Source organism: Stenotrophomonas sp. 86428_Sma (assembly GCF_056481585.1).
In genome coordinates this window covers 787,975-801,377 of sequence record NZ_CM151156.1, presented here as the reverse complement: position 1 = coordinate 801,377, position 13,403 = coordinate 787,975, and the positions used below count along the sequence as shown (strand labels likewise).

Genomic DNA, 13,403 nt, shown 5'->3' with positions numbered 1-13,403 from the left:
TGCCGTCAGCCGGTCCGTTACCCCTGGGGTGTAAGGATGAACCTACGTGATCTGAAGTACCTGGTAGCCCTGGCCGACCACAAGCATTTCGGCCGGGCTGCCGCCTCCTGCTTCGTCAGCCAGCCGACGCTGTCCACGCAGATCCGCAAGCTGGAAGAAGAGCTGGGCCTGCCGCTGGTGGAACGCGCGCCGCGCAAGGTGATGCTGACCCCGGCTGGGCAGGAAGCAGCAGCACGGGCACGGGTGATCGTGTCCGAAGTGGAACAGCTGAAGGAAGCGGCGCGACGCAGCCGCGATCCGGAAGCCGGTACGGTGCGCCTGGGGATCTTCCCTACCCTGGGCCCGTACCTGCTGCCGCATGTGATTCCGCGCATCCGCGATCGCTTCCCGGAGCTGGAACTGCTGCTGGTCGAGGAAAAGAGCGATGTGCTGCTGGACCGCCTGCGCGAAGGCAAGCTCGACGCTGCACTGCTGGCCCTGCCGGTGATCGACGACCAGCTGCATGCCGAGTTCCTGTTCGAGGAACCCTTCCTGCTGGCCGTATCCGGGCGCCACCCGCTGGCCCGTCGCGAACACCTGGACGTGCAGGAGCTGGCCACGCAGAAGCTGCTGCTGCTGGAAGATGGCCACTGCCTGCGCGACCAGGCACTGGAAGTCTGCCGCCTGTTCGGTGCCAACGAGAAGTCCGAGTTCCGCGCCACCAGCCTGGAAACCCTGCGGCAGATGGTCGCCGCCGACGTCGGCATCACCCTGCTGCCAAGCCTGTCGGTGCAGCCGCCGGTGCCGCGCTCGAACAACATCCGCCTGCTCGACTTCACCGGCGAAGGCCGCCCCAGCCGCCGCATCGCCATGATCTGGCGCCGCAGCTCGGCCATGAACGACTTCCTGATGGAGCTGGCCGAGCAGTTCAAGCGCCTGCCGCAGGCGCTGTTCACCCTGGAAGCGGTCAACGCCGCCGGCGACACGACCGCCCTGCCCGGCCCTGCGCTGAACGGCTGAACCCCCGCAGCACCGGCCTGGAATCGGCAGGAGTCGATTCCGGTCGCATTTGTCCCCACAATACAGACAGGCGGCGCCAGCAGGTGCCGCCTTTTGCATGGCTTTCAACCAAGGAGCTTCACCATGAGTACCGCCAGCGGCCTGCCGCCGTCGATCACCGTTTCCACCTTCGACATGGACCGCCTGGACGCCATGCTCGAATCCCCTGCGCTGAGCCAGACGCCTGCCGCGCTCGCGCTTGCTGAAGAACTCAACCGGGCCACCGTGCTGGCACCGGACCAGATTCCCGAAGGCATCGTCATGATGCATTCGCGCGTGGAGTGCGAAGATGAAGTGTCGGGCGAGAAGCACGTCCTGACCCTGGTCTTCCCCCGCGAAGCCAACGTCGATGAAGGCAAGGTTTCCGTGCTGGCCCCGGTCGGCAGTGCCCTGCTCGGCCTTTCGATCGGCCAGAGCATCGACTGGAACGCGCCCGGCGGCCGCAAGCTGCGCCTGCGCGTGACCGCGGTCCACAACGACCGCCCCTGATTACCGCTGCGCACCGCGCGCGATTCGATCCCCCTGCACCAGGAGCCGTAATGAGTACCCCGTCCAAACTGTCCCAGCTGCGCGAACTGTCCGTGGTCGTTGCCGATACCGGTGACTACGAGGCGATCAAGCGCCTGCAGCCGGTGGACTGCACCACCAACCCGACCCTGGTGAAGAAGGCGCTGGACCTGCCGGTCTACGCCGAGCTGATCGAACGCGAACTGGCCTGGGGCCGCCAGCAGAGTGGCGACCGCGAAGCCGTGGTGCACGCCGTGGCCGACCGCCTGACCATCGGCGTCGGCGCGCTGCTGAGCACGCTGGTGCCGGGCCGCGTGTCCACCGAAGTGGACGCCGACCAGGCCCACGACACCGCTGCCACCGTAGCCAAGGCCCGCCAGTTCATCCAGATGTACGCCGATGCCGGCGTGCCGCGCGAGAAGATCCTGATCAAGATCGCCGCGACCTGGGAAGGCGTGGAAGCCGCGCGCATCCTGCAGGCCGAGGGCATCGACTGCAACCTGACCCTGATCTTCAACCCGACCCAGGCGCTGGCCTGCAGCGAAGCCGGCGCGTTCCTGATCTCGCCGTTCGTCGGCCGCATCCTGGACTGGTACGTGGCCAACGGCCAGACCCCGGCCAACATCGATGAAGACCCGGGCGTGAAGTTCGTGCGCGGCGTGTATGCCGAATTCAAGCGCCGCGGTTCGCCGACGGTGGTGATGGGCGCCTCGTTCCGTTCGACCGCGCAGATCGAAGCGCTGGCCGGCTGCGACCGCCTGACGATTTCGCCGGACCTGCTGGAGAAGCTGGACGCCGACCACGGCGAGCTGCCGCGCAAGCTGGTGGCCGGTGCGGCGGATGGCGCGGCGGTGACCCCGATCGACGCGGCGAAGTTCGCAGCGGATCTGGCGGCCGATCCGATGGCGACCGAGAAGCTGGCGACCGGTATCGATGCGTTTGCCAAGGATCTGCAGGCGCTGCGCGAGCGCATTCGTTCGGAACTGTGAGGATTTCGGCCAACGGCTGAGCCCCTCGTGGCGGGGGCTTGGTCGCGAAGAGCGGGTCATGCGGTTGGCAGGGTGGGTAGGCCGTGCAGGGGACGCTGCAAGTACGTCCATGTAAGCTCGGTCGCCGCATCCATGCGGCTCACGCCCCTGCACGGTCTACCCACCCTGCCTTCGACAGTTTCCGGCGGCCGCCCGCCACGGATGAAAGAAAGAAGAGCAAAAGCGGGTCGCGCGCTTCGCTTGCTCACAGTCGAGCAAGCTCGACTCTACGGAGCACTGCAGGATCAAACAAAAAGGACGCGGCGAAGGCCGCGTCCTTTTTCTTTTCTTTCAGTTCGTCAGTAACCCATGCTCTTGCCCACCGTCACCGGGAAACTGTCGGGGGTGGGGCGGTGTGGGTTGGCAGGACCGTTGGCGCCATGGATGGCGCCATCGAGCCCCCAAGGACGGGTTTACGGCGTGTCCTGCCAACCCACACCGCCCCGCCCAACCCGCAGAAACGCAGAGCCGCTTTGGCTTTGGCTTCTGCCGTAGATTCTGCCCGCCGCAGGCGGACCACCGCGCGTCAGCGCGGCGCCTCCACATCCAGCCCGATCGGGCAGCTCACCCCGGTGCCGCCGATGCCGCAGTAACCGTTCGGGTTCTTCGCCAGGTACTGCTGGTGATAGTCCTCGGCGTAGTAGTACGCCGGCGCCGGATACACGATCTCCGTGGTGATCGGGCCGTAGCCGGCCGCATCCAGCTGGGCCTGGTAGGCCTCGCGGCTGGCCAGCGCGGCAGCGTACTGCGCCTCGTCGGTGGCATGGATCGCCGAGCGGTACTGGGTGCCGGTGTCGTTGCCCTGGCGCATGCCCTGGGTCGGGTCGTGGCTTTCCCAGAACAGCTGCAGCAGCCGCTCCAGGCTCACCACCGCCGGGTCGAACACCACCTGCACCACTTCGGTGTGGCCGGTCAGGCCCGAGCACACCTCTTCATAGGCCGGGTTCGGGGTGATGCCACCGGCATAGCCCACGGAGGTGCTGTACACGCCCGGTTCGGTCCAGAACTTGCGCTCGGCGCCCCAGAAGCAGCCCAGCGCGAAGCGGATCTGCTGCAGGCCGGCGAAACGGTCCTTCAGCGGATGGCTGTTCACGAAGTGTTGGTTGCTGTGCAGCGGCAGCGGTTGGTCACGCCCCGGCAGTGCTTCTTCCGGGCGCGGCAGGCGCTGCTTGAAGGCGCCGATGCCGAGGATGCCCTGGCCAATTCCCAACATGATGCGCTCCTAGGCCGGAAGGCCGGCTATGTCGTCTGCATCTGAAATGGGGGCGTCCGGCGCGTGGCCCAAGTCCAGCGCCGCCACGATGTCCTCGGCCTGCGGCCGTGCCGCATCAGGGATGCCTACCCGCAGCACGCCGAACAGCGGCAGCTCGCCCATGCCACCCAGCAACGACTCGCCGAACACGAAGGCCGGGATGCCGGCATCCTCCAGCGCGTGCTTGACCAGGTGGGCGTCGAACAGGTTGTCGGCCTTGTACACGATGTGCATGCGGCAGCTCCGTGGGACAGGGTTCCAGCATACGCCCGGGGGCTGAATGGTGGTGGTGACGGCGCATGACCGTTCTGCCGGCCAGCGGCCGGCACTACCCAATTGCACGGCGATCCACATTCCGCCGGCCGGCGGCCGGCGCTTCCGGGAAGAGGGCCTGGTAGTGCCGGCCGCTGGCCGGCATCCCCACGCCCCACCGGGCAGCCCTGCCCCGTACGCGTTAGACTGGCGATCTTTCTGCCTTTCTTTTCGCCGACTCATGTCCGAGCACACCCCCGCCAGCCCCGAGACCCCCGCCGACAGCCACGAAAAGCGCGATTTCATCCGCCAGATCGTGCGCGAGGACCTGGCCAGCGGAAAGCACCAGGCGATCAAGACCCGTTTCCCGCCGGAACCGAACGGCTACCTGCACATCGGCCATGCCAAGTCGATCTGCCTGAACTTCGGCATCGCCGGCGAGTTCAGCGGCGTCTGCAACCTGCGCTTCGACGACACCAACCCGGCCAAGGAAGACCCGGAATACGTGGCCGCGATCCAGGACGACGTGCGCTGGCTGGGCTTCAGCTGGAACGAGCTGCGCCACGCCTCGGACTACTTCCAGACCTATTACCTGGCCGCCGAGAAGCTGATCGAACAGGGCAAGGCCTATGTCTGCGACCTGTCGGCCGAGGAAGTGCGCGCCTACCGCGGCACCCTGACCGAGCCGGGCCGCCCGTCGCCGTGGCGCGACCGCAGCGTCGAGGAAAACCTCGACCTGTTCCGCCGCATGCGCGCCGGTGAGTTCCCGGATGGCGCGCGCACCCTGCGCGCGAAGATCGACATGGCCAGCGGCAACATCAACCTGCGCGATCCGGCGCTGTACCGCATCAAGCACGTAGAGCACCAGAACACTGGCAACGCGTGGCCGATCTACCCGATGTACGACTTCGCGCACGCGCTGGGCGACTCGATCGAGGGCATCACCCACTCGCTGTGCACGCTGGAATTCGAAGACCACCGCCCGCTGTACGACTGGTGCGTGGACAACGTCGATTTCGCCCATGACGACACGCTGACCCAGCCGCTGGTCGACGCCGGCCTGCCGCGCGAAGCCGCCAAGCCGCGCCAGATCGAGTTCTCGCGCCTGAACATCAATTACACGGTGATGAGCAAGCGCAAGCTGATGGCGCTGGTTACCGAGCAGCTGGTGGACGGCTGGGAAGACCCGCGCATGCCGACCCTGCAGGGCCTGCGTCGCCGTGGCTATACCCCGGCGGCGATGCGCCTGTTCGCCGAGCGCGTGGGCATCAGCAAGCAGAATTCGCTGATCGACTTCAGCGTGCTGGAAGGCGCGCTGCGCGAAGACCTGGACAGCGCCGCGCCGCGCCGCATGGCCGTGGTCGACCCGGTCAAGCTGGTGCTGACCAACCTCCCGGAAGGCCACGAAGAACAGCTGACCTTCAGCAACCACCCGAAGGACGAGAGCTTCGGCAGCCGCGAAGTGCCGTTCGCACGCGAAGTGTGGATCGACCGCGAGGACTTCGCCGAAGTGCCGCCGAAGGGCTGGAAGCGCTTGGTCCCGGGTGGCGAAGTGCGCCTGCGTGGTGCCGGCATCATCCGCTGCGACGAAGTGATCAAGGATGCCGGCGGCACCATCACCGAGCTGCGCGGCTGGCTGGATCCGGAATCGCGTCCGGGCATGGAAGGCGCCAACCGCAAGGTCAAGGGCACCATCCACTGGGTCAGCGCCGTACATGGCGTGCCGGCCGAGATCCGCCTGTACGACCGCCTGTTCTCGGTGCCGAACCCGGATGATGAATCGGAAGGCAAGACCTACCGCGATTACCTCAATCCGGAATCGCGCCGCACCGTCACCGGCTATGTCGAGCCGGCCGCGGCCAGCGCTGCCCCGGAGCAGTCGTTCCAGTTCGAACGCACCGGCTACTTCGTGGCCGACCGCCGCGACCACACCGAAGCCAAGCCGGTGTTCAACCGCAGCGTGACCCTGCGCGACACCTGGTCGGCCTGAGGACCTGCGCGGGCGCCAGCACGGCGCCCGCATGACCCCGACGATGATCACCGCCCTCTCCGTCCTGTTCTGGTTCATCTCGCAGCATCCGCTGCTGACGTTCTTTTCGGCGATGGTGCTGGCCGGGCTGGTCTCGTGGTGGCGGCGCTTTCCAGGCTACGCCATCGTGGTGTTCCCGCTGGCGATGCTCAACATCTTCCTCGGCCACTTCCTCAACGCCGCCTTCCTCAACGTGGTGGGCGAGCGTGGTGAAGCGGTGATCGTGAAGTCCGAGCGCACCAGCTCGACGATGAACGAGCAGTACATCTGGCGCTACGAAGGGGTGCTGCGTACCGCCGAGGGCCGCGACGTGGAAGTGGTGTTCCACACCAACACCGCTTCGCTGTGGCCGCTGGAAAACGCCATCCGTATCCCGGCGCGCGACCAGCCGTTCGTGGTCAAGTACACGCCGGGCTTCCCACGCAACTTCGTCATCCTCACCAATGAATCGCCGCACGGCATCGCCCAGGCCCGGGCCAGCGCGCGCGAGCGGGTGGAAGTGGCGGCGCGCAAGCTGCACTTCAGCCCGGGCAATGCCGATTTCCGCGCGGACTATCGCCGCGAGCTGGAAACCTGGCTGCGCGACCACGGCAACGATCCGCAGCAGCAGTCCGACGCGCAGCGATATCGCGCCGAACTTGACGCGCTCGACCGCTAGATCCCCAGGCCTTGCCTGGATGTTCCACCCCATCCATCCACAGGCCTGACATGACCACGACCTCCACCGACCTCCTCCCGCTGCTGCAGCAGGTCCTGCAGGAGGCCGGCATCGCCAGCCACGTCGACGGCGACGCGCTGCTGCTGGACAGCGGCCTGCGCCTGACCCCGCATGCGATGGCCGCGCACGCGCGCGACAACGGCGGCTGGCAGACATCTACCGTCATCGAGAGCCAGCATCCGCTGCTGTTCGCCGATGGCCTGTTCGAGTACCAGCACGCCAACGGTGCCGATGAGCAGGCATCGCTGCTGTCTGGCTTCCAGACCTGGGTGCGGGTGGACCTGGCGACGCTGCAGACTGCGATCGGCGCCGAAGACGCGCAGGGCCTGCCGATGATGGGCCTGACCTATCCGGCCGGTGACGATGGCGAGGAACACGAGCGCACCGTAGTGCTGGGGCCGCTGGCGCACTACCGCGCGCAGGAGGTGGATGCCTCCACCTGCAGCGAGGACGATCATGGTTCCTGCCCCTGCTGCCTGTTCACCCGCAGCATGGACGCCTTCGACGCGCTGCTGAAGGCCCGCCAATTCCTCGCCATCCGCCTGTTCTCCTCGCGCGATGCCGACGGCCTGTGCGAAGCCGACTGCCGGGTCAACGGCCACGACTTCGCCGCCGCCCTGCCCCTGCTGCGCGCCTATGCCGCCAGCTGGCCGCAGGCCGGGCTGGAGTTCCGCAAGCAGTACGTGGTGATCCGCACCGGCTCGCCGGGCTGACCCACCGCCACACCCGATACAGGCCGGTGCGGCTACACTGCGCGCCGGTTTCCCAAGCAACCGCACCTTCTTCCATTCCCTACGAGGCACCCCCGCGATGCTGTACGCGCAAGTCCACCTGACCCTTCCCGCCTGGATTCACGACCAGATCGACCTGGATCGTCGATATCCGGGCGATGAGGCCAAGGTCGCGCTGGCGATCGAGCTGTCGCGGCTGAACGTCGAGCACGCCAGTGGCGGCCCGTTCGGTGCGGTGGTGTTCGGCCCGGATGACAAGGTCATCGCCGCCGGCGTGAACCGGGTGATGCCGCACGCGACCTCGCTGGCGCACGCCGAGAACATGGCCTACATGCTGGCCCAGCAGCGCCTGCAGACCCCGCGCCTGAACGCAGTGCTGTCGCCGGTCACCCTGGCCACCAGTTCGCAGCCGTGCTGCCAGTGCTACGGCGCCACCGTGTGGGCCGGCATCGACCGCCTGCTGATCGGTGCCAACTCGGCCGACGTCGAAGAGCTGACCCCGTTCGATGAAGGCCCGCTGCCGGCCGACTGGGTGGGTGAACTCAACAAGCGCGGCATCGAAGTGGTGCAGGGCCTGAACCGCGACGCCGCGCGCAGCGTGCTGCGTGCCTATGGGGAAAGCGATGGCGCCCGTTACTGAGGCCGGCATCGGCCTGCTGTGCCTGTGCCGACAGGGCTTCGAGCCCGAGCTGGCCGGCGAACTGCAGTTCCGCGCAGGTGAAGCCGGTTTCGCCGGTTATGCGCGCACCCAGCGCAATGATGGCTATGTGCTTTTCATGTGCGACGAAGCTGCGGCACTGGCGCCGCGCCTGCGCTGGCGCGAACTGATCTTCGCGCGGCAGAAGCTGGTGGTGCTGGCCGAGCTGCCGCAGCTGGACCCGGCCGACCGCATCACCCCGATGCTGGAGGTGCTGGCCGATGCGCCGCGCTTCGGCGACCTGTGGGTGGAGCATCCCGACTCGGACGCCGGCAAGCCGCTGTCCGGGCTGGCCCGTGCCTTCGGCAATGCGCTGCGCCCGGCGCTGCGCAAGGCCGGCAAGCTCACCGACAAGCCGAACGACCGTCTGCCGCGCCTGCACGTGGTGTTCGTCGACGGCACCCACGCCTTCGTCTGCGTGGCCGACCCGGCCGACAGCGCACCGTGGGCACTGGGCATTCCGCGCCTGAAGCTGCTGCCCGAAGCGCCATCGCGTTCGGCGCTGAAGCTGGACGAAGCACTGCTGACCCTGCTGGCCCCGGAAGAACGCGAGGCGCTGGTGAAGCCCGGCATGCGCGCGGCCGACCTGGGTGCCGCTCCCGGTGGCTGGACCTGGGTACTGACCCGCCAGCACATGCACGTGCTGAGCATCGACAACGGCCCGCTGCGCCAGCACGTGCTGGACACCGGCCTGGTCGAGCACCTGCGTGCCGATGGCTTCCACTGGCACCCGGAACAGCCGCTGGACTGGATGGTCTGCGACATGGTCGAGCAGCCGCGACGGGTGGCCGAACGCATGGCCACCTGGTTCCGCGAAGGCTGGTGCAGGCACGCGATCTTCAACCTGAAACTGCCGATGAAGAAGCGCTGGGACGAGACCCGGCTGTGCCTGGACCTGTTCCAGGAGCAGGCCGGCAAGCCGCTGGTGGTCCGCGCCAAGCAGCTCTATCACGACCGTGAGGAGATCACGGTACTGGCCTCGCCGCTGCGCTGAGGAACATGCCCGCCGGGCATGGCCCGGCGCTACCGAGGAAGGGAACCATGCGATACCACCCGCTCGCCATGCTGATCACCGTGCTGGCAGCCGCACCGGCCATTGCCCAGCAGCTGCCGCACACCCCTGCACAGAGCCAGCCACTGGGCCCGACCGGCGGCGCGATCCGCCAGCAACCGCTGGATGCCGGCCGGGTCAGCGGCAGCGTCGAGATTGCACGGCCAGCCGGCGAGGCACAGGTGACCGTGCGTTCGCTGGAACCGAGCAGCGTGGTCGGCCAGTACCGCATCCACTTCGCCGCGCTGGATGTGAACAGCGATGGTTTCATCAGTCGCGAAGAAGCGCAGGCGAATCCGGCGCTGGCCGATGAGTTCAATGCGTTGGACGTGAAGCGTCGCGGCAAGCTGGATCGTGCCGACCTGGCTGGTTGGCTGGTTGATTGAAAAAGGGGACGGAGGGGATTAAGTCGTATGTGCACATACGACTTAATCCCCTCCGTCCCCTTTTTTGCATCAGACGCCGGCGGCGCGCTTCCAGAACGCCTGCACCAGCGGCGGCCACTTGCCGACACAGCCCAGTGCGCGTCCACGGGCCAGGGTCAGGTGCATTTCGTCGTTGGAGAACAGCCGATTGATCGCATCGAAACTGTAGGCGGCGATGTGGTTGTCGCTGCGCCGTTCGCGTGCCCAGCGCTGCAGGCGCTGCGGCGACAGCCGCGGCTGGCCGCGGCGTTCGGCCGACGGCGCCAGCCACTGCTGCAGGGCGGCGACATCGCGCAGGCCCAGGTTCACGCCTTGCCCGGCCAGCGGATGCACTACGTGCGCGGCATCGCCCAACGCCAGCACGCGGCCGGCCACGTAGTGACGGGCCAGCTGCCGACGCAGCGGGAACGCCGCACGCGGTGATGCCAGCCGCAGTTCACCCAGGCGCGCGGCGAACGCACGCGTCAGTTCGCGGTTGAAGGCGTCCTCGTCCAGGGCCAGCACGCGAGCCGCTTCATCCTCGGGCAGGGTCCAGACGATCGAACTGCGACGCTCGGCCACCGGCAGCAGCGCCAGCGGCCCGGTCGGCAGGAAGCGCTGCCATGCGGTGGCCTGGTTGGGAAGATCGCTGTCCACATAGGCCACCACGCCACGCTGGTGGTAGTCATGCTTTTCAACCTCGATCCCGGCCAGCTGGCGCAGGGTTGACTCGGCACCGTCGGCGGCCACCGCCAGCGCCGCTTCCAGGCGGCGCCCGTCATCCAGCCGCAGGCGCACGCCGTCTTCATCCTGTTCCAGCGCTTCCACCCGTGCCGGGCAGTGCAGCTGCACGCCCGCCGCCGGCAGCGCCGCCCACAGGCGATCCTGCAGCAGGCCGTTCTCGACGATGTAGCCCAGCTCACGACGGCCGAAGCGATCGGCGTCGAACAGCAGATCCTCGCCACCCGCGGCATCCCACACCTGCATGCGCCGGTAAGGCCAGGCGCGGGCCTGCGCGATGGCTGGCCACACACCCAGGCGGTTCAACAGCTGCACGTTGTCGGCGGCGAAGGCGAACACCCGCAGGTCCGGCTGTGCGGCCTGCCACGGTGCCGGTTCGCGGCCTTCCACCAGCGCAACCGACAGGCCGGCATCGGCCAGCGCCAGCGCACACGCGGCACCGACCACGCCACCACCAACGATGGCCACATCAAGACGCGTGCGCCGGCTCATGCGGCTTCTCCGCGGCACAGGCGCGGCACGTCACCACGGAAGCCCATCGCACCACCGACCAGCATCGACTGCACCGACGCGCGCTGTGCGGCCACCAGGCCGAGGCTGCGCAGCGGCCGCATCAGCGGTGCCGGGTTGCTGGTCAATCGTGCCAGCCCACCGGAGAACGCCACCGTCTGCCGGCGATCTTCCTCGCGCCGCGCGACGTAGGCCTTCAGCAGCGCATCGCTGCCGGCATCCTCATGCGCATCCTCCAGCAGTTCGGCCAGGGTCAGCGCATCGCGAAGGCCCAGGTTGAAGCCCTGTGCGCCCAGCGGATGGATGGTCTGCGCGGCATTGCCGAGCAGCACCGTGCGCTCACCGGCCAGCGCGCGCGCCAGCACCTGGATGAGCGGGTAGGCACTGCGCGGGCCGGATTCAAGCAGGCGGCCGGCACGCCAGCCGATCGCGCTCTGCAGGCGTTGCAGCCAGGCCGCATCGTCCAACGCCATCACCGCATCGGCCTGGTCGCGTGCAACACCGTGCACGGTTCCGAAGTGGCGGTCACCGCGCGGCAGCAGGGCGGTTGGGCCGGTATCGGTGAAGCGTTCCCAGGCGGTGCCATCCGGCGCGCGCTGGCTGCGCACGCGGGCCACGAACAGGGTCTGCTGGAAATCATGGCGGTCGACTTCGATGCCCAGCGCGCCACGCACGCCGCTGGTGGTGCCATCGGCCCCGACCACCAGCCGTGCCAGCAGCACGCGCTCGCCAGCCTCGTCAGCCACCCGTACCTGGCGGTAACCATCGACCACCTCACCCAGCCCCAGGAACCGCATCGGCCGGTAACGGCGCAGGCGCGGCAGTTCCTGCAGGCGCGCTTCCAGCGCCTGGCCGAAATCGCGCGCGACCACCACCTGGCCGAACCACGGCCGGTCGTAATCGGCCGCTTCGAGCTGCACACGGCCGAAATCGCCGGCACGACTGACATGGATGCGCCGGATCGGGCCCGGTGCCATCGCCAGCTTCTGCACCATCCCCAGCGCGGTCAGCGCATTGACGGTGGCAGCGGCGAAACTGAGATTGCGCTGGTCGAACACCGCAGGCAGCTCGCCGGCCGGGCTGGCCTCAAGCAGGCCCACGTCGCGGCCCAGGCGGTCAAGGGCGATGGCCAGGCTGGCACCGACCAGGCCACCACCGACAATCAGCACGTCATGTCGTTCACTCATGTGTTCATGATACGCGCTCGCCCCGACTGTACGCCGAACGGGCGGCACCTGCGCCAACCTGCGCGGCGGGCTAGAATGAAACCTGAATCCGCTCCGGGCCCCCACCATGTCCGATACCGCCAACCGCGCCTTCGTCCTGTCCGTACTCGTACTGCTGCTGGCGGCGACCCGGGTCAATCACTTCGCGGCCATTCCGGATGCCTCCTGGGCCGTGTTCTTCATCGGTGGCTTCTACCTTGCCCGCTGGACACGCTGGGCGTTCCCGCTGCTGATGGTGTTCGCGGTGCTGGTGGACTGGATCGTGATCCGCAGCAGCGGTCTGGATTTCTGGCAGCACTACTGCGTGTCGCCGGGCTACTGGCTGCTGCTGCCGGCCTACTTCTCTTTGTGGGCCGGCGGCATGCTGCTGGGCCGCAACTACCAGAGCGCGCGCTGGCCGGTACTGGCCAAGGGCGCACTGCTGCTGGTCGCTTCGGTGGCGGTCTGCCACCTGCTGGCACAGGGCGGTTTCTACTGGAGCAGCCGCAACGTGGCCGAGCCGACCCTGGCCGGCTGGGCACAGAACTACGCGCAGTGGTTCGGGCCCTACCTGCGCACCACGGCGATCTATGTGGCGCTGGCCGCCGCCCTGCAGCTGGCCGTGGAGCAGGTGCTGAAGCTCCAGCAGGCCCGCCGCGACATCCGCCACTGAGCCGCGCCATGGGTCATCGCCTCTCGCGCATCTACACCCGCACCGGCGACGACGGCAGTACCGGCCTTGGCGACGGCCAGCGCGTAGCCAAGGATGACGCCCGCGTGGCGTCCTACGGCACCGTCGACGAGGCCAATGCCGCGCTCGGCCTGCTGTTGGCCGCGCCCCTGCCCGAGGATGTGCGCGCGCTGGTGGTGCATCTGCAGCACCAGTTGTTCGACCTGGGCGCCGAGCTGTGCGTTCCCGGCCATGCCGCGATCCACGCCGCCGACGTCTCGGCCCTGGAACAGCAGCTGGACCATTACAACGCCGACCTGCCGATGCTGAAGGAATTCATCCTGCCGGCCGGCGGCGAAGCCGCCGCGCGCTGCCATCTGGCCCGCACCATCGTCCGCCGCGCCGAGCGCGAAACGGTCACCCTGGCCCGCCACGAGGCCGTGCGCAGCGAGGCGCTGCAGTACCTCAACCGACTGTCGGACCTGCTGTTCGTGCTGGCCCGGGTGCTGGCCCGTGCCGATGGCCACGGCGAAGCGCTGTGGCAGCCACAGCAGCGCCAGCGCTGAGTCG

15 protein-coding genes are annotated in these 13,403 nt (G+C 68.1%); 11 read left to right on the top strand and 4 right to left on the bottom strand.

Translation table 11 applies throughout. From position 1 onward, the window contains the following. Positions 1-36 precede the first annotated feature (36 nt). The 3 genes from ACZK3J_RS03575 (at position 37) to ACZK3J_RS03565 (ending at position 2,534) form a co-directional block, all read left to right on the top strand. Positions 37-999, top strand: coding sequence for a LysR substrate-binding domain-containing protein (locus ACZK3J_RS03575; RefSeq protein ID WP_100437921.1), 963 nt, complete (start codon positions 37-39; stop codon positions 997-999). A gap of 123 nt (positions 1,000-1,122) precedes the next feature. Then, complete coding sequence (rnk, locus tag ACZK3J_RS03570) at positions 1,123-1,527, top strand: nucleoside diphosphate kinase regulator (RefSeq protein WP_005408156.1); 405 nt, start codon at positions 1,123-1,125, stop codon at positions 1,525-1,527. 50 nt (positions 1,528-1,577) lie between these two features. Next, positions 1,578-2,534, top strand: a complete 957-nt coding sequence (locus tag ACZK3J_RS03565; protein ID WP_049399989.1) for a transaldolase — start codon at positions 1,578-1,580, stop codon at positions 2,532-2,534. Between the two features lie 565 nt (positions 2,535-3,099). Here the strand turns inward: ACZK3J_RS03565 and msrA are convergent. Both msrA and ACZK3J_RS03555 read right to left on the bottom strand, forming a co-directional pair. Then, complete coding sequence (msrA, locus tag ACZK3J_RS03560) at positions 3,100-3,765, bottom strand: peptide-methionine (S)-S-oxide reductase MsrA (RefSeq protein ID WP_197655441.1); 666 nt, start codon at positions 3,763-3,765, stop codon at positions 3,100-3,102. Between the two features lie 30 nt (positions 3,766-3,795). Next, the gene (locus ACZK3J_RS03555; protein WP_010481810.1) at positions 3,796-4,059 is read right to left on the bottom strand and encodes a putative signal transducing protein; all 264 of its coding nucleotides are present in this window, start codon (positions 4,057-4,059) and stop codon (positions 3,796-3,798) included. Between the two features lie 259 nt (positions 4,060-4,318). Between ACZK3J_RS03555 and ACZK3J_RS03550 the strand changes: the two genes are divergently transcribed. From ACZK3J_RS03550 to ACZK3J_RS03525, 6 genes are all read left to right on the top strand, one after another. Next, complete coding sequence (locus ACZK3J_RS03550) at positions 4,319-6,067, top strand: glutamine--tRNA ligase/YqeY domain fusion protein (RefSeq protein ID WP_100437919.1); 1,749 nt, start codon at positions 4,319-4,321, stop codon at positions 6,065-6,067. Between the two features lie 43 nt (positions 6,068-6,110). Further along, on the top strand, positions 6,111-6,764 hold the full coding sequence (locus ACZK3J_RS03545; RefSeq protein WP_049398149.1) for a membrane protein: 654 nt from the start codon (positions 6,111-6,113) through the stop codon (positions 6,762-6,764). Positions 6,765-6,814: 50 nt separating this feature from the next. Beyond that, positions 6,815-7,537 carry a DUF6348 family protein gene (locus tag ACZK3J_RS03540; protein ID WP_478476418.1) on the top strand — a complete coding sequence of 241 codons (723 nt, stop codon included), beginning with the start codon at positions 6,815-6,817 and terminating at the stop codon, positions 7,535-7,537. 97 nt (positions 7,538-7,634) lie between these two features. Beyond that, a complete protein-coding gene (locus ACZK3J_RS03535; protein ID WP_004154307.1) occupies positions 7,635-8,195 on the top strand; it encodes a nucleoside deaminase in 561 nt (186 codons plus the stop codon). Then, complete coding sequence (gene rlmM, locus ACZK3J_RS03530) at positions 8,179-9,246, top strand: 23S rRNA (cytidine(2498)-2'-O)-methyltransferase RlmM (RefSeq protein WP_100437917.1); 1,068 nt, start codon at positions 8,179-8,181, stop codon at positions 9,244-9,246. The genes ACZK3J_RS03535 and rlmM overlap by 17 nt, the downstream gene beginning before the upstream one ends. A gap of 47 nt (positions 9,247-9,293) precedes the next feature. Then, positions 9,294-9,689 carry an EF-hand domain-containing protein gene (locus ACZK3J_RS03525; protein WP_100437916.1) on the top strand — a complete coding sequence of 132 codons (396 nt, stop codon included), beginning with the start codon at positions 9,294-9,296 and terminating at the stop codon, positions 9,687-9,689. 69 nt (positions 9,690-9,758) lie between these two features. On the opposite strand, the gene ACZK3J_RS03520 is transcribed toward ACZK3J_RS03525, so the two are convergent. Next, on the bottom strand, positions 9,759-10,940 hold the full coding sequence (locus ACZK3J_RS03520; RefSeq protein WP_049398145.1) for a UbiH/UbiF family hydroxylase: 1,182 nt from the start codon (positions 10,938-10,940) through the stop codon (positions 9,759-9,761). After that, complete coding sequence (gene ubiH / locus ACZK3J_RS03515; protein WP_478476417.1) at positions 10,937-12,145, bottom strand: 2-octaprenyl-6-methoxyphenyl hydroxylase; 1,209 nt, start codon at positions 12,143-12,145, stop codon at positions 10,937-10,939. The genes ACZK3J_RS03520 and ubiH overlap by 4 nt, the downstream gene beginning before the upstream one ends. Positions 12,146-12,251: 106 nt before the next feature. Between ubiH and ACZK3J_RS03510 the strand changes: the two genes are divergently transcribed. Together ACZK3J_RS03510 and ACZK3J_RS03505 are read left to right on the top strand one after the other, a co-directional pair. Next, positions 12,252-12,836, top strand: coding sequence for a hypothetical protein (locus ACZK3J_RS03510; RefSeq protein ID WP_019338105.1), 585 nt, complete (start codon positions 12,252-12,254; stop codon positions 12,834-12,836). 8 nt (positions 12,837-12,844) lie between these two features. Continuing rightward, a complete protein-coding gene (locus tag ACZK3J_RS03505) occupies positions 12,845-13,399 on the top strand; it encodes a cob(I)yrinic acid a,c-diamide adenosyltransferase (protein WP_100437913.1) in 555 nt (184 codons plus the stop codon). Positions 13,400-13,403 lie beyond the last annotated feature (4 nt).